Below are 17,410 nucleotides of genomic sequence, written 5' to 3'. Positions count from 1 at the left end.
TATTTTTATACTTTTATATGGAGTAAAAATGAATAAACCTAAAATTGCTTTTTTAATTACAGCTAATCTATGTGCTTTGTCAGTAGTTGGTTTTGCAACTGCTTTGTTAGTTAATTCAAAGACTTCTAATAAATTTAATGCTGATAATGATATTGAATCTTTCGCTTTACACGTTAATAAAAACGAATTAGATATTTCTAAACATTATTCTAGTGATTTTATTTTTAGTGACGAAGACGATGTTTTAAACAACTTAGATTTAACTCACGCGGAAAGAGAAGAATCAAAGAAATTCTGAGCAGATCAATTACTTAAATTTAGCTATGGTGATGGATTTAAAAACAAGAAATTCTTTATTCAAAATAAAAAAGGAACTCCATTAAGTCTTTTCAATAAACAAAACGTTAAATATGTTTATAACTTTTCATCTTTTGCAAATGAAATAACTGGCGAACTCTTTTTAAGAGTTAGATACTATGATGAGCAATATAAAGGTTTAACTGATTCTGAAAAACTATCTAAAAAAGTTTATAAATACAAGATTTTTAAAATTTCAGGGTTCAAAAAAATAACCAAAGCAGACATAGAAAATAAATATAAAGATTCATTAATTAATGAATGACCATTTGAAGAAAATGGATTTTTACATGATAAATTTATTGAAACCTCAGCAGTTTTAGATTCAAGCACTTTGTTTAAAACCTATGATGAATTTTATCAAGCATATGTTAATGAAAAGGATAATAAATTACAAAACTTTATAGAAAAATACTTTTCATTCCCTCAATATGAAAAAAAATATTATGAAAGAAGATCATTATTTAAACTTGACAAAAATTCAATTACTTTTTCAAAAATTGAAGGTAAAGAAAATGAATTTCGTTTTTCATATAAATTAAAATATAATGCTAAAGCAGCATTCATCGATAAAGAAGCAAGTGTTATTGGTTTATTTAGAAATGATGAAAGCTTTTTAACTTTTGACAAAGTATTAACTTCTAATAAGAAATTAAACTTTTTAGAACTTAAAAAATATTCAGAAAATATTGAAGTAGTTCCTGCTAGTTCAACACCTAATGCTTTAAGTCAAATTGATCCTAGAAGTTTATCATTAGTAAGTATCAATTCAAATGACCAATTACACAAATTCCAAAAAGAAAAAGTTTTTACTGATTTTGTTTTAACTTATAAAAAAGATACATTAGATCCTACTAAATATTTACCATTTAATGGTACAGATTTAAAACCTGAAGATTTTAAATTAGAATATGACCAATATGCTCCAATTGACACCAGTAATTCAGATTATGATGAAGGTGAAATTATCTTAAAATATAAATTCCAAATCAAACCTGAAAGAGAAGATTTAATTAAAAAATATGGTAGTTCATTCTTTAATGGGAAATATGTTTTAAAAGGATTTAAACAAAAACCAAGTGAAGAATTGTTTAAAAAACAATTAGATAAAATAATTGCTGATGTAGAAAACAAAAAAGATAAATTAGTTACTGAAGTACAAGATAATGACATTAAATTTTCTAACTACAAATCAGAAAGTTATGAAGTTGATGGATTAACCATTAAAGAACAAAAAGATGATTACATTCAAATTGCTTTTAAACTAAAAAGAAAATCAGATAACGCAACCAGTGAAGAAAAAACCATCAAGATTTCAGGCTTCAAAAAAGCATAAAACTAATTCTTTTAGGAGAATTTATATGACTGAAAAATATGTTTATAAAAATCAGCAAATTCAAGAGTTAATGAATGAAATCCATTTTTTAACAGGTTCAATAGTTCATAGTGTACAAAAGTTAGAATACAAATTAGCGTTATTAGTTTCTTTAAAACGTATAACTCATTGATACAAAAAGAATGAAGATACAATTGATCACAAAGAGTTGTTGAATAAAGCTATAAGAAAGTCTGAAAAATTGTTTGCTAATTTAAACCATCAGTCTTTTGGTATTCTAGTTAGAAACGCAATTATTGCTAATATTTTAGACAAAAGCGAACAAAGAGAACTTCATGAATTAGTTGAAAAAAGAAATTTTTTGGTTCATAACTATTACAAAAAATTAATTTTTGATATGGAAGACAAGAACATTATTCAAATCCTTAAAAAGGACTTAATTTCTTTAAAAAATGTTTTTTCTTTATCAAGAAGATGATATTTAAGAATCAAAGAAAAGTGAATTGATGCTACTCAACAATATTCACAAGAAATAAAATAACAAAAAATGTCTTAATCCCTGAGGAAAAGGCATTTTTTATTGCTTTGCAGGCTTGATGTTAATCTTTGCTAGTTAATTATGTAATATAATTAAAACACTATGAACAAAATTGAGATTAAGAAAAAAATTATTATTGCATTAGAAAAGATTGCTAAAAAATTAAAACTATTTAAAAGCCCATTTTTAATTGAACCTAAGACACATGCTGATTTTGCTACTAACTTCGCAATTATCAACAAAAGTGAAAACAAAACCCCAATGCAATTAGCAGAAGAAATTGTTAAGTTATTATTAAAAGATAAAAAAGAATTATTTATCTCTAATATTGAAATTGCAATGCCAGGTTTTATTAACATCTTTTTAGATAAACAATATTTTGTAGATTCTGTAAATGACATTATTAAATTAGGTTCAAACTACGGAAAAGGTAAAAAAGGTGGAGAATTAAACATTGAGTGAGTTTCAGCTAACCCAACCGGATACTTGCATGTTGGTCACGCTAGAAATGCTGCTATTGGTTCAGTGGTAGCAAACATTTGTGAATTTGCAGGTGTTCACGTAACTCGTGAATATTACATCAATGATGCTGGTAACCAAATCAATATGTTAGCAGAAAGTATTTTTGCAAGATATCAACAAATCTTTAACAAAAAATTCCCAATGCCAGAAGAATCATATAAAGGTTCAGATATTGTTTGAGCCGCTGAAGAATTTCATAAAAGATATGGTGACAAATACAAAGATGCAAAATTAGAAGGTGAAATTTTAGAATTTTTCAAAACTGAAGGAACTAATTTATTCCTTGAAGAAATTAGAAAAGATTTAGAAAACTTTGGAATGAAATTTGACATCTGATTTAGTGAAAAATCACTATATGCTAACGATAGAGAAGTTATTAAACAAACAATTAAAAACTTAAAAAACACATACGAAAAAGATGGTGCTACTTGATTAAAAACTACCATTCATGGAGACGATAAAGACCGTGTTTTAGTAAAAAGCGATGGTGACTTAACTTACTTTATGCCAGATATTGCTTACCACAACATTAAATTTAGTAGAACAAAAGAAACCCCAGTTTTAATTAATGTTTGAGGTGCTGACCACTCAGGATACATTAAGAGAATGAAATGTGCAATGGAAGACTTAGGTTGAGATCCAAACAGATTGATTGTTTTATGTATGCAATTAGTACGTTTGGTTAAAAATGGTGAAGAATACAAGATGTCAAAAAGAAAAGGAACTAGCTTCTACTTGAGAGAATTTGTTGATTTAGTAGGTGTTGATAATGCTAGATTTATTCTTTTAGATAGAACCTATAATTCAAAATTAGATTTTGATATTGATATTGCAACCAAAAAAACCAATGACAACCCAGTTATCTTAATCCAATATGCAAATGCTAGAGCTAATGCTTTATTAAATAAAGCTAACATCAAAGATTTAACTAAACTTAAAGCAGTTAAATTTGACAATGAAAATGACTATAAATTGATTTCTGTATTAATGGAATTCCCAGAAATCATTGATAGATCAGCAGATTTATATTTAACTAATTTATTAACTCAATATATGATTAAATTAGCAAAAGAATTTAACTCATGATATTCAAACACACCAAAAACCATCGGTAGTGAAAACGAAACTAGCTTACTTTCATTAGTTTATGCTACTTCTACAATTTTAGAAACCGGAATGAGACTTTTAGGTTTAACAATTACTAAAAAGATGTAATCTTTAAGCAAATAAGATCCACCAATGGGTCTTATTTTTTATTAAAAATTGAATTACTTGACCATTAAAGAATCAAAGCAAATTAAACATTTTTTATATCTTTTCATATAGTAAATATCTAATAATATATAATAATAAACAATATGAATAAAGAAGCAAAACCAATTATTATTTTTACTGGCCCAAGTGGAGTTGGCAAAGGAACAATTGAGCAACTTCTTTTTACCTATCCGGAGTTAAAATTAATGTTTTCTTGTTCAGCAACAACAAGAAAACCACGTGAAGGTGAAAAAGACGGGGAGCACTATCACTTTATTTCTAAAAAGCAATTTGAGCAAAGAATTCAAAACAATGAATTTTTAGAATATAGTTATCATTTTGATAACTACTATGGTACTTTGTATTCAGAAATTGACAAAATTCATAGTCAAAACGGAGTTCCATTTTTAGAAATTGAAACCAATGGTGCTAAACAAGTTTTAGAAAAAAACGCTATTAATTCACAGTACAAATTAATAACTATTTTTGTTTTGCCTCCTAGCATAAGTGAACTTAAAAAACGAATTATTAAAAGAAATTCAGAATCAGAAGATTCTTTAACTAAAAGAATTCACCGTGCTGAAGAAGAAATTAAGGATTCACATCTTTTTAAATATAGAGTAATTAGCGATGATGTAGAAAGGTCGGCATTAGAAATCAAAGACATTATTCTTAAGGAAATTTAGTTATATGGAATTTAATACAGACACCAACGTAGGAAGATATAGGAAAGAAAATCAAGATCGTGTTGAAATTTTTCATAATCAACACTTTCATTTTTTAATTTTATGTGATGGTATGGGTGGTCACTACGGTGGTTCATTAGCTTCAAGTATAACTATTAAAACCTTTGACAAGGAAATGAAAGGACCAAATTTTCCAATTGATTCAGACCAATTCGAAGATTATGTTCAATGATTTAAAAACACTATCAAAAAAGCAATTGAAGAAATGATTAATAAAGCCAATGGTGATGAAGCAAAACTAGATATGGGAACCACAGTTACTGCTGCATTAATCAACACCAAAGCCCAAAATATGTCAATATTTAACATTGGTGATTCTCGTACTTATGTGCTTTCTGTTGATGGTGATTTGCGTCAAGTTACTACCGATCAAAATTTGTTAAATAACTTAATTAAAGAAGGAGTTAGTGAAGTTGAGGCTAAAAAAGTAAAAAACCATATGGCTTTAGTTTCTGCTTTAGGTCCTTACAAAAGAAGATCAATTGCTGTTTACAATATTGAACCCAAGTGATACAAAAAAATTTATTTGGTTTTATCAACTTGCGATGGAATTCATGACTTTGTTAAAAAACCAGAAATAGAAAACATTCTGAACAATAATTTATATTCCACTATGAGTGAACGAATTCAAACCTTAATCAATGTTGCTTTAGATAACGATTCTACTGACAACGTTTCAGCAGGTGTAATTGTTTTAGATAATAAGAAAAATTTAAAGGGGTAAAAAAATGATTATTAGAAGAGATAGTGAGGTTTTTAAAAAATATAAAATCGATTCTAGAATTGGAATTGGTGGTTTTTCTGAAGTATATAAAGTTGAAGAAAAAGATGACCCAAACCATAAAACTTATGCCCTTAAATATTTAAAACTTACTCAAGACAAAGAAAAAAACGATGTTTTGATCAAGCGTTTTATTCAAGAAATCGAACTATATAAATCAATTAACTCAAAAAGTGTAATTAGTTATCGCGATTCTTTTATTTCTGAAAAAGAGCAATATTTAGTTACCGAATTAGTTAAAGGAACTTCAATTGCTGACTTTTTGAAAAAAGAAGGAAGAATTGTTCCTAAAAAAGCTGTTATGCTCGCTATCCAAATTGCTGAAGGTTTTCAAGAACTTCATAACAATAAAATTATTCACCGAGATCTAAAATCAAACAACATCTTAATTAATGAAACCTACAACATCAAAATTATTGACTTAGGAATTGCTTTAGGTGAAGACAGTCAAAGATTTACTAGAGATAACACTGTTATCGGAACTTGCTATTATATGGCACCAGAATTAGTAGATACTAAAAATAAATTTTCTATTTCTTACAAAGTTGATATTTATGCGTTAGGTATTTTACTATACGAAATGATTGCTGGTGAGTATCCTTTTAATGGAAAAGAAGCCAAAGAAACTTTAAAAATGCACATTCACAAACCAATGCCTGACATTAGACAAATAATTAATGTCCCTCAAGCATTAGCGAATGTAATTACTAAAGCAACTGCTAAAGATCCAATGAAAAGATATGCTAATATGTGAGAAATGGCAAGAGATTTAAAAACTTGCTTAGATGAAAAAAGATATTATGAAAAACCTTTGGATTTAAACAAAATTAAACCAAAGAAAACTTTCGCTGATATTATCAATTCTAGAGCCTTTTTATGAAGTTCACTTATTGTCATTAGTATTGCTATTTTAATTATTATCATTGTTGCTATCTTTGTTAAAGGTAAATAATGAAAGGTAAAATCTATTCAATTATTTCAGGTAAATATCACATTTATTGTAAGGAAGATGATTCCTTGCATATTTTGCCTGCACTAGGAGTATTTAGACACAAAGAAATCACCCCGTTAGTAGGTGATCAAGTTGAATTTATTAACAATGAATATTTAACCAAAATTTATCCTCGAAAAAACCAATTAGTTAGACCAAAAGTTGCTAACGTTGACCAAGGAATTATTGTAATGTCAGTACTCCAACCTACTTTTTCTAGCTATTTAGTTGATAAATATTTAGCAATTTTAGAAACCAATGATATTCAACCAATTATTATTTTTTCTAAAACTGATTTACTTTCTGAAGCAAATGTATGGAAAAAAGAATATCAGCAGCTAGGTTATGATGTTTTCGAAATCAATCAAGACCAAATTGATAAAGAACAATGACAGCATATTTTTTATCAAAAAACAAGTGTACTTATTGGTCAAAGTGGAGTAGGAAAGACTACCTTTTTAAACAAACTAGGTAATTTTAATTTTGATACTGCTGAAATTTCATTCGCTTTAAATCGAGGTAAGCACACCACAAGAGTGGTTAAAATCGTACCTTTTTTAGGTGGAGAAATTATTGATACTCCTGGGTTTTCATCTATTGATTTAAAAATGTATGAAATTTCAAAGCAGGATTTAGCAAAAAGTTTTAAAATCTTTAAGCAAGCCAGTTCAAAATGTAATTTCACCTCGTGTTTACATTTTAAAGAACCGGAACATTTGTGTTATGTTAAACAATTGGTAAAAGAAAACAAAATACCTGAATTTAGATATTTAAATTATCTAAAAATGTTAAAGGAGATTGAATAATGAAAAAAGAAAAGTTTATTACCCCTTCTTTATTAAATGTTGAAAAAGAAAAAAGATTACAAATGATTAATCATTTGGTTGACAATGGAATTAAGTGATTTCACTATGATGTAATGGATGGTAAATTTGTACCTAATTTAGCAATTGAATTAGATGAAATTAAAGACTTTAGACAAAATGCTAAACAACATTTTTCAGATACTCATTTAATGATTGAAGAACCTTTAAAAGTTATTGATGATTATAAAGACTCTACCGACATAATTACTTTACATTATGAAGCAATCAAACCAAAAGAATTATTAGCTTTTTTAAAAGAAAAACATCACGAATACAAAATTGGTTTAGCAATTAAACCAAATACTAAAGTTGAAGAAATTAAATCCTTTTTACCCTATTTAGCATTAGTGTTAGTAATGTCAGTAGAACCAGGAAAAGGTGGTCAACAATTTATTCCTAGTGCATTAGACAAAATTGCTTTGCTTAAACAATGACGTATCGAAAACGCTTATACATATTTAATTCAAGTTGATGGAGGAATTAATTCAGAAACTGGTAAACAAGCATTTAAAGCAGGTGTAGATGCTTGTGTGGCAGGAACTTATTTGGTTAAAGAACCAACCAAAGAAAGAATTAATTCAATGCTTCCTACTTTATACAAAATTCATTAAAACTCATAGGTCAAAAAGCCAATGAGTTTTTTTTGCACTTTAAAAGCGAACTTTTAAAAGTTTATAATTTAATACATAGTAATAAATTAACTTTACTACAAGGAATATTAATGAAAAAATATCTATATAGCTTGTTAACTGTTTCTAGTTTATCTGTTCCTATTTTTGTATCTGCTAAATGTTCAAGAACAAAAGAAGAATTGGAAAAAGAAATTATTTCTAATCTTAATTCATATTCATTGTATGATGAACAGCTTATTTTTAAACAAGATAATTCACCACAAAATATAAATATTAAAGTTATTAATGATGAATTTCTAAAACAAGAAATTTCTGCTAATAACACAATTGAATCTAACATAATAATTTTCGAAAAATGAAAAGCATTTCCTTTCGATTTTTCAGATGATCCATTACGTTTTGAAAATAATGAAGTTTATACTAACAAAACAGAAGTAAAGCATTTTAGATATATCTTTCATGAAAATATATTTTTATCTTTTAAAAGATATTCCGGATCATACAGAGACAATTTTTTGTTTGATTTTAAAACCAATGTTTTTCAAGGAAATGTCAAAGAATTTCAACCAAAATTTGACGATTTTAAAAAATTTTTACCAAGTCTAGATTATAAAAAAAGACCATTTAATTTTGATACCATAGAAAACTTCAACCACTATGGTTTTTACAAAGATGTGGATAAGTATTCAAGTAAGCATTCTTTTGATATTGCTAAAAAATATTTATTTTTTACTGGAACAAATTTATCTGATAAAAATAATGATGATGTTTTTTATTGAATGCCACATATTAAAAACAATAAAATGGTTTTTTCTAGAGTTATAAAAAATGAAAAATTAAAATCGTTTTTTTCAAACGATGCAGAATTAATAAGAACTATAAAATTAAAAACTTGAATGTTTGATATAGAAAAGATTAAACAGCTTTTAAAATTACCAAATGATCAGGAACTTATTTTTGAAAAGCATGTTCAAATAGAAGATAACGTTTATTATCAAAACTTTTCTAACGAATACAAGAAAAATATGATTTGAACCAAAGAAGATTTTCTTAATAAATATTCTTTAAATAAAAAAGAAAGAAAATTACTACAAGAAATACTTGAAAGAAAAGTAGATAACCCACCTGCTATCCCCCATACATTTAGAAGTTAAAAAAATTGTATTAAAAACTCATAACCAATAATTATTCATAAGTTCCTAAAATGATGCCATGGTTCATTTCTATAAATTACAATATTAAATCATTTTGCTAATATACATATTTTAAATTCAATTCCGTTGTCAATTATTATTGTTTTATTTTTTAGATTTAGATTGTTAAATGATTATATTTTTGAGTTATATAACTCATATGAAGGTTCCTCGCCGCAATGGGGGGGAGCTTTTTTAATTTAAAAAGGTTCAAGTGCTCTCACAATTTAATTGTATTGCCTTGAACTTGCGATTGAAGACTTACTACTATGTAGTAGGTTTATAAAATGTTATCAATTTTGGCAATTAATTTTGAAATGCGAGAGAAGTAATTGATTCAATACTTCCATTTTGTGCAAAATTCATCAAAAACTGATGGCGAAAAATAAACTAGGACAAAAAAGACTCGCAATTTTTCAATTACGAGTCCAATTTTTTTGTCCGGGTTTATAGATGTTTATGAGTTTTTTTGCTTGATTTTATTTAGTTTTGTTAGCTTCTGCCTTAGTTGATTTTTTGGTGGTTTTTTCAACTTTTTCTGTTCTTTCTTTTTCTTCTTTTTTGTTTAATTTTTCTAATAAATTATGTAATTTAGTGTTGTTTGCTTCAATACTTTTCTTGTATTTTTCAAAGCCTTCTTTATCAAAACCTTTAACTATAGCTTCTGTAAATGCTTCATAATATAAATCATTAGAAATACGTTCTTTTGGTAAGAATGTTTTTAATTGCTCAATTTCAATATTTCATTCCTTAGAAATTTCTACATATTTTGCTTCAATTTTCTCATCAGAAATTTCAATTTTGTGTTTTTCTCTTAAAGCATATGTTACTAATTCAGTTGAGAAAGTTTTTTCAGAAGTTTGAATTAATTCTTCTTGTAACTCTTTTTCAGTTTTACCTAATAATTCTAAGTATTCTGATTTTTTAACGCCTTGTTCTTTCAATTTCTTTTCTAATTCTTTTTCGTTGAATTCAATAATGTTTTTGATTTGTTCAGCGTGAATTACAAATTTATTTTTAGCAATTACTTCTTCAATATATTGATTTACAGTAGTATTAAGTGAATCAATTAATTTTTCTTTTTCTAGTTCAATTTTGAAATATTCTTTCAATTGTTCTACTGTAGTAGCACCTTTTAATATTGAACCAATTACTTCTTCATTAACTGAAAGTTCTCTTCTTTTAGCAGAATTAATAGTAATTTCAAAAACAGCTTCTTTATCTTTTAAATGGTTTGAGAAATAATTTTTAGGAAACTTAACTTTGATATCACCTTTTCAACCTACTTTTTTTCCTACTAATTGATCTTCAAACCCAGGAATGAACGAATTAGAACCTAATTCTAAATCGTACCCTTCTGCTTCTCCACCTTCAAATGCTTCATCATTAACAAAACCTTTAAAGTCAATATTAACAATATCTTGTAATTGAGTTAATTCTTTTTCTTTTAAAGGAACTAAAAGAGCATATTCTTTAAGTTTGGTGTCTAATCTTGCTTCTACTTCTTTTGAACTTACTTTAACTTCTGGCATTTTGATTTCGGTTTTGCCTAATTTAACATTTTCTGCATAAGTAAATACTGGGAAAGTAAAAGTAAGTAATAACTTATCTGAACCTTCATCTTTTTTATTTAATGAAGCATCAATAATGATAGGTTGAACATATTCATTTTCTTTTTTAGCTTCTTCAAATGCTGGATTTGAATATTTATTAAATATTTCACGATTAGCTTGTTCATTTACTTTTTCAAAGTTTAAATATTTAATTAATTTTTCTCTTGGTGCTTTTCCAGGTCTAAAACCAGGCACAATGATTTTAGTCATTTCTTTTTCAGTAAATTTTTCAATTAGTTTTTGATATTCTTTACTTTCAACTTCGGTAGAAACTAAAATTTCAGCCTTTGTTTTATCAAATTTAACAGTCATTTTTCTCCTTAACACAATTAAAAAGTGTCTTTTTTATTAGTCATAATAAAATAAATTTAACAATTTAATAAATATTATATATAAAAATATTTTTAACTAAATATAATATACATTATGAATAATAAAATTACTACTAAACCAAAAATCGTATTTATTGATTTAGATGGCACTGCTTTAGATATTAAAATCAAAGGCAGGAAGTCTTGAATTAGTCAAGAAAACATAGATGCTATTAAAAAACTACAAAAAAATAACATTAATGTTGTTGTTTCTTCAGGTAGAGGAGCATATTCTAATACTTGAAAATTAATGGAAGTTATGAACATTACTGATGGAATCTTATGAAATGGAACCAAAATTGTTCATAATGGAACCGAAATTTTTTCTCAAGCTATTGATAGTTCGATTACACAAGAATTATTCAATGATATGACCAAATTTAAATTAAATCTTTTATACAACTCTAACGTAAATGGAAACGCTTATTCTTGCAATTTATTATTTAGATTAGTTGTTAGAGCGGCGAGAAAAAAATGTCAAAAGTATTCTGATTACAAGAATGATTTTGACCAATTCAAAATTATTTTATGACATCCAAGTAGAAGACATTTATATAAAGCAATGGACTTTTTACAAGAAAAATACAAAGATAAAATTTTAGTTACTATTTCTGGCGAAAAAGATGAACTGCTAGAAGTTACAGCAGCAAATTGTTCAAAAGGTGATGCTGATTTATTCTATGCTAACTTTATGACCATCGATCCAAAAGAATGCGTACACATTGGTGATGGTTTAAATGATGCTTGAGCTTCTAAAAAAGTTGGAACATTAGTTGCGATGGGCAATTCATCAAACAAACTAAAAGAAATTGCTGACATAGTAAGTCCATATGGTCATAAAAATGGTGGTTTAGCAAAAACATTTGACTTCTTATTCAAAGAATTTTTAATAAATGAATAATGAAATCATTGTCTAAGGAGGAATTATGTTTTCTTATTTCCGCATGCAATTAAGAATTCATTTTAGACAATTATCTTCATATCTTTTCCCTTTAATAATGGGACTTTTTTATATTATTATAGTCCTAGCAACCAAAATGACAGTTAAGGATCAAGATAATGTTATAGGAATATTAACCTCATCAGTTTTCCACAACGGAATTATTAATCTTTCCTTATTTATTTCATTTATGATTTCTACTTTTGTTGCTCAAACAATTTATTACAAATATAAAAACGAAGGGGTAGAAATCTTACTTTATTCAAAACCCTTATCAAGAACAAACATTTATATCGCTAATATTTTAGCTGCTATTATTTGTATTTTATTTTCAATGTTTATCATAACATTGGGTTTTTTTATTTCTTTATTATGTTATCCAACATCAATAATCAATGCTGAATTGATTGCTAAAAAAACAGGTTCATTTTTACTAGCTATGCTTTTTTCAAGTATTTTGATTCTAGCAGTTGGTTCAGTTATTCAATCATTTGTAGAAATGAAAGTTTATTTAGTAATTGCTGGTATTATTCCTTTTATCATTGTTTTAGTTTTAAGTTTTATCAAATCACCTGGTCAAGTTGATAATGTTTCAGTAATCAATGAGGGTTATAAAAAAATGTCCTTATTAATTAATAAGAAACCACAACCACAAAATCAAGAAATAAACAGGATCAAAGATAGTGTTGAAGAAGGAAACAACGTTTTAGTTCATAATCAAATTGATAAAGAAATTTATACTTTTTTAGATTCGAATGCTAATCCTAAAAAACCAAAACTTGACTTTTTACAAACCGCTGCAAAAGCACAAAATAGTTTGTATAGAAAAATCTTTTGATTAAATGTTGAAGAATACTTTTTACCTTTATTTTCTGCTTACAACTTAGATTTGATTAAAAGCTCTAACTTTGTTAAAGTAAGCCCAATTGAAGTTTTTGATAAAAAAGGTGAATTTTTAAAAAACAATAATGATCCAAACGTCAAAGCGTTAGATCTTGATTCAAGAGTATTTTTTAGAATTGAAGACGATCAAACTAAAAAGATTAACTATGTTGCTCTATGCTATGACCAAAACACCATCAATGAATATTTCCGTACTAAAAAAGGAATAGACATTGAAGAAATTCAAAGTTTAATTTTTAGTGGTGCTAGTTCATTAAACATTAACAAATTATTTTCTGCTTTTAAAAACTTCAATAATTTGTACATTGATGAAATTTGAAATTATTGAAGTTCTGATGAATATGTTTTAAAAGACTTTTTTAAAAATCCAGAAAACAAATTCAAAGACTACGAAATTGATAAACTTAAGTTTCAAAAAATTCTTTTACTTTTATCTAGTGATCCAAGATTAGCCAGCATATCTGCTAATGTAATTGATGCTATTTTACCTCCATTAGATGAAAATGCTAGCAACTCGGACAAGATTGCTTACAACACTAAAAAAGAAAAGATTAAAGATGGATTGTTTAAAGCTTCAATTTTCTTGTTAATTTCAAGAGAAATTTCTGAACAAAAAGTTAAGTTCAAAAAATCACAAATCGAAGCATTTTTAAAAGAAGAAAGCAATTCAGATTTAATAAACACTTACAAAATGAGTTTTATTAAGTTTATTCCTTTATCTTATTATGATAAAGAAACAAAACAATTTAAATCTAATTTTGTTGTTTTTAATAGATATATGCTAGTTACTCCAACATTTTCAGTTATTTTTCATATAGTACTATCAATTACTTTATTTGCTATAGGTTTAGAAATTGTCAAAAGAAAGAATTACAAATAGTTATGAAGAAAAAAGATATTAATGTTTCAAACGAGCAACAACAAACTAAAAAAGCAAAAAGTAAATGAACATTTTTTAAAAAAATAGCTCAAAAGTTTAAAACCTACAAAACAATGAAAAAAGATATAGCAACTCGTAAATCAAATGCTAATACCAATAATATAAAACCTGCTGATGATGTTGCTATTTCTATTCAAAACCTAAGTATGATTTTCAAAAACACTTTAGGTCAATACAAAATTGCTGTTGATGATGTTTCTTTTGAAGTTAAAAAAGGACAATTTCATGGTTTTATAGGAGACAATGGTGCTGGTAAAACTACCACCATTAGATCGATATTAGGATTTTATCCTAACCACATTGGTAATATTTATTTAAATGGTTTTAATGCTGAAAGTAAAAAAGCAAAAAACACCATTGGTTATATTCCTGAAGTAGCAATCTTCCCTAGAAAATTAACTGTTAGAGAATACTTGATTCATTTTGCTTTAATGTCAAATATCAAAAAAAATGTTGCTATCAAAAGAGTCGATGAATTACTAAAGCATTATCATTTTGATTCAAAAGAAATGAACAAGTCTGCTGTTTATATGTCTTCAGGACAAAAGAAAACTGTATTGTTAATGCAAGCCTTATTAAATGATCCTGATATTTTAATTATGGATGAACCAGCAGCTAATTTAGATCCAACCGCCAGATTAAACTTCTTTGAAGCAATCAAGGAATTAAATGAACAAGGTAAAACCATCTTCATTTCTTCACATATACTTTTAGAGTTAGAAAGATACATTGATAGTTATACAGTCTTACAAGATGGTAAATTAATTGATACTGGATTAACCAAAGATAAAATAAAAATTGGTAAGTTTAACTATATTATCAACACTGATAATAATGAACTTTTTATAGATATTGTTAAAAAACTAGATATTAATTATGAAATAAAAGATGGATATATTTACTGTGTTTTAGACTACGAAACACAACAAAAATTATTTCAAAATTGTTTTACCGAAAACATTAAATTTATTCTTTTTAAAGAAAACAGAATGAGTTTAAATGAAATGTATTTCAATGTTCCGAAAGCAAATTAGTAATGGTCTAATTTGCTTTTTTATACTATAAATAAGCGGAAAACAAAAAACATTCAAGGCAATTTTCTTGAATGTTTTTCATAATTATTAAGGTTGACTAGGTTCGGTTTCAGTTTCACCATCTTCAGCACCAGGTGTAGGTTCTTCTGTTTCATTTCCAGTTTCACCTTCATCTTCACCTTCGTTAGGTTCAGTTCCATTACCGCCGGGTTCATTAGGTTCTTCTTCCTCTTCACCAGGATTTGAGTTCCCACCATTATTGTTTCCTGGTTCTTCAGGATCTTCTTCCCCGGGTTCGGTTTCTTCTCCACCTTCACTACCAGGTTGGTTAGGAGTATTAGGTGCTCCAGGGTTAGGTTGTTCAGGTTGTTCTTCACCACCTTGTCCAGGTTCACCTTCATCTTCGTCTTCACCTGGTTCAGTTTCATTACCACCACCAGGTTGTTCAGGGTCAGCGGGTTCTTCCTCTTCTTCCCCAGGGATTTCTTCTTCATCACCTATTTCTTCATCTTCTTCGTATTCGCCATCTTCTTCATCATTAGGATCAAATTCATCATCTTCAGTACCAATGAAAGGTTTAATAGTTTCTTTTAAAGTGGTGATGATTGTTTTGTATTTAGCTATTTCTTCACTTACTTTTTCAAATTCAATTGTTTCAATTACATCCAACAATTTTTTTGCTTCATCTTTAGCTTTTTTAATCGCTTCATCAAATTTAGTTTTATCTTCTTCTTTTTTGATGTCAGCTTTTCTTGGTTCATATGCTTCAATTATTTTGTTGAATTTTTCTTTAATTTCTTCTTTAAAAATAGCAACTGTTTTGTCTTTAATTTGTTTTTCTTGTTCTTTAATTTTTTTCTTTTGTTCTTCAGAAAATGAATCGCCAGAAATTAATTCTTTAACTTCAAAAAGTTTTTCAAGCTCTTCTTTACTTGTTTCTTTTATGTCACCAGTTACTTTTTCTAATTCTTCAATTATTTTTTTAGAATTTTCAATAGTAGCCATTAAAGATTTAAATTCTTCAGAATCTAATTGTGCTTTAGCAATAAGCGCTTCTTCTAATGCTTCTTTAGATTCTTCTAATGCTGATTGGATATCTTCTTTAATAGCACCGGCTTTTTCAACTTCTTTTTTAGCAGCTTCGAATTTCTTTTCTAATTCTTTTTTAATGTTTTCATATTTAGGATCAGAAAGTTTTTGTACTAATTCTTTTACTTTGTTTTCAACTTCAGCAAATTGTTTTTTAAGTTTATCAACTTCAATTTTTTCTAATGCTTTTTGAAGTTCTTCTTCTAAAGTATTTAATTCTTTTTCAGAACTTTCTTTAAGCTTGTTAATTTCTTCTAAATTAGTTTTGTGTTTTTCTAATTCTTCTTGTGTTTTTTTAATTAAAGCTTCAAATTTTGCTTTAATTTGTTTAATTACTTCTTCTGAATCTTCTTTAATTTCTTTTATATTTTCTTGTGCTTTTTTAATTAATTCTTCAACACTTTTAACTGCAGCGCCAAGTTCTATTTCTTTTTGTTTATCTTTAGCTTCTGCAAATTTCTTTGTTAATGCGTCTTTATATGAAGTTATTTTTTCTACTTCTCTAATTTCTTTTTTCAATTCTTCTTCAGCAGCAGTTAGGTCTGTAGATAAAATTTTGTCAATTTCTTCACTTGCATAGTCTTCTAATCAAGTTTTTATTTCTTTAACTAGAGTTAACAATTCTTTAATTACAGGAAAATCAATTTCTTGTTTTTCTTGTTTAAATTTAGAAAATTGTCTTTCTAAATCACTTAATGCTTTAGCAAGAGTTTTAGAACTTGCTTTTTCATAAGATTGTTCAACTTTTTGAATTGTTGTGTTAATTTTCTTTACTAATTCTGCATATTTAGGATCAGAAACAGTTTTAACAAATTCAGCAATTTCTTTAACTTTTGCTTTTAATGGTTCCAACATCTTTTGGATGTTTTCTTGGATCTTTTTAATTTCTTGAACCTTAGCTTCTAAACTCTTTTTAGCTTGTTCAGATTTTTGAGAAATATTGTCATTTTCTTCTTTTGATAATTTATTTCCTGAATTAACTTTAGTTTCCAATTGCTTTAATTCAGTAATTGTCTTACTTAAATCACTAGCAATTGTTTTAAAATCTTCTTTGCCTTGGATTGTTTTTAACTCTTGTTCACATTTAGCAATAATGTCTTTCAATGTTGCTGAAAGAGCAGAAGTACCACTTGGAACACAATTTTTTGCTGATAATGGTACCATAGCAGCGGTTGTAGCCACTAAACCTAAACCAACAAATAATTTAGTTTTTTTTGACATTTAATATACTTTTCTCCCTATAAAAATAAATGTATATGTTAATTAATTATTAACCACATAATAATAACAAAATGTTTAAAAAA

General features: G+C 26.8%; 14 protein-coding genes. 12 read left to right on the top strand and 2 right to left on the bottom strand.

Annotated features, from left to right (window positions below; all coding sequences use genetic code 4):
- The first annotated feature begins 28 nt into the window (after positions 1–28).
- The 9 genes from ACJA25_RS03615 to ACJA25_RS03575 all read left to right on the top strand — a co-directional run bounded on the left by ACJA25_RS03615 (position 29) and on the right by ACJA25_RS03575 (position 9,177).
- Positions 29–1,693 (top strand): MAG1430 family protein, encoded by a 1,665-nt coding sequence (locus tag ACJA25_RS03615; RefSeq protein WP_406615455.1) that lies wholly within the window; start codon positions 29–31, stop codon positions 1,691–1,693.
- A gap of 25 nt (positions 1,694–1,718) precedes the next feature.
- Complete coding sequence (locus ACJA25_RS03610) at positions 1,719–2,234, top strand: hypothetical protein (RefSeq protein WP_406615453.1); 516 nt, start codon at positions 1,719–1,721, stop codon at positions 2,232–2,234.
- A 99-nt stretch (positions 2,235–2,333) separates the two neighbouring features.
- Entirely contained in the window at positions 2,334–3,968 is a 1,635-nt protein-coding gene (gene argS / locus ACJA25_RS03605) for an arginine--tRNA ligase (protein WP_406615451.1), read from the top strand.
- 143 nt (positions 3,969–4,111) lie between these two features.
- A complete protein-coding gene (gmk, locus tag ACJA25_RS03600) occupies positions 4,112–4,693 on the top strand; it encodes a guanylate kinase (RefSeq protein ID WP_406615449.1) in 582 nt (193 codons plus the stop codon).
- 4 nt (positions 4,694–4,697) lie between these two features.
- The gene (locus ACJA25_RS03595) at positions 4,698–5,477 is read left to right on the top strand and encodes a PP2C family protein-serine/threonine phosphatase (protein WP_406615447.1); all 780 of its coding nucleotides are present in this window, start codon (positions 4,698–4,700) and stop codon (positions 5,475–5,477) included.
- Positions 5,478–5,481: 4 nt separating this feature from the next.
- Positions 5,482–6,486 (top strand): serine/threonine-protein kinase, encoded by a 1,005-nt coding sequence (locus tag ACJA25_RS03590; RefSeq protein WP_406615445.1) that lies wholly within the window; start codon positions 5,482–5,484, stop codon positions 6,484–6,486.
- On the top strand, positions 6,486–7,331 hold the full coding sequence (gene rsgA / locus ACJA25_RS03585) for a ribosome small subunit-dependent GTPase A (RefSeq protein ID WP_406615443.1): 846 nt from the start codon (positions 6,486–6,488) through the stop codon (positions 7,329–7,331). The genes ACJA25_RS03590 and rsgA overlap by 1 nt, the downstream gene beginning before the upstream one ends.
- Positions 7,331–8,002 (top strand): ribulose-phosphate 3-epimerase, encoded by a 672-nt coding sequence (locus ACJA25_RS03580; RefSeq protein WP_406615441.1) that lies wholly within the window; start codon positions 7,331–7,333, stop codon positions 8,000–8,002. Before rsgA ends, ACJA25_RS03580 begins: the two co-directional genes overlap by 1 nt.
- Before the next feature lie 110 nt (positions 8,003–8,112).
- On the top strand, positions 8,113–9,177 hold the full coding sequence (locus tag ACJA25_RS03575) for a hypothetical protein (RefSeq protein ID WP_406615439.1): 1,065 nt from the start codon (positions 8,113–8,115) through the stop codon (positions 9,175–9,177).
- A 518-nt stretch (positions 9,178–9,695) separates the two neighbouring features.
- Here ACJA25_RS03575 and tig read toward each other — a convergent pair.
- Complete coding sequence (tig, locus tag ACJA25_RS03570; protein ID WP_406615437.1) at positions 9,696–11,141, bottom strand: trigger factor; 1,446 nt, start codon at positions 11,139–11,141, stop codon at positions 9,696–9,698.
- 114 nt (positions 11,142–11,255) lie between these two features.
- Here tig and ACJA25_RS03565 point away from each other — a divergent pair, with 114 nt between their 5' ends.
- Genes ACJA25_RS03565 through ACJA25_RS03555 form a run of 3 tightly spaced genes read left to right on the top strand, consistent with a single transcriptional unit; the run spans position 11,256 to position 15,017 of the window.
- Positions 11,256–12,101: an HAD-IIB family hydrolase gene (locus ACJA25_RS03565; protein ID WP_406615435.1), complete on the top strand. Its 846-nt coding sequence runs from the start codon at positions 11,256–11,258 to the stop codon at positions 12,099–12,101.
- A 25-nt stretch (positions 12,102–12,126) separates the two neighbouring features.
- Positions 12,127–13,923: an ABC transporter permease gene (locus tag ACJA25_RS03560; protein ID WP_406615433.1), complete on the top strand. Its 1,797-nt coding sequence runs from the start codon at positions 12,127–12,129 to the stop codon at positions 13,921–13,923.
- A 2-nt stretch (positions 13,924–13,925) separates the two neighbouring features.
- Positions 13,926–15,017, top strand: coding sequence for an ABC transporter ATP-binding protein (locus ACJA25_RS03555; RefSeq protein WP_406615431.1), 1,092 nt, complete (start codon positions 13,926–13,928; stop codon positions 15,015–15,017).
- A gap of 87 nt (positions 15,018–15,104) precedes the next feature.
- Here ACJA25_RS03555 and ACJA25_RS03550 read toward each other — a convergent pair whose 3' ends face one another.
- The gene (locus tag ACJA25_RS03550) at positions 15,105–17,327 is read right to left on the bottom strand and encodes a hypothetical protein (protein ID WP_406615429.1); all 2,223 of its coding nucleotides are present in this window, start codon (positions 17,325–17,327) and stop codon (positions 15,105–15,107) included.
- Between the last annotated feature and the right edge of the window lie 83 nt (positions 17,328–17,410).

Source organism: Mycoplasmopsis hyopharyngis, from assembly GCF_045276885.1.
Taxonomy (GTDB): domain Bacteria; phylum Bacillota_I; class Bacilli_A; order Mycoplasmatales; family Metamycoplasmataceae; genus Mycoplasmopsis; species Mycoplasmopsis hyopharyngis.
Note: the sequence above shows the minus strand (reverse complement) of the source record. Positions and strands in the feature narration are given on the sequence as shown.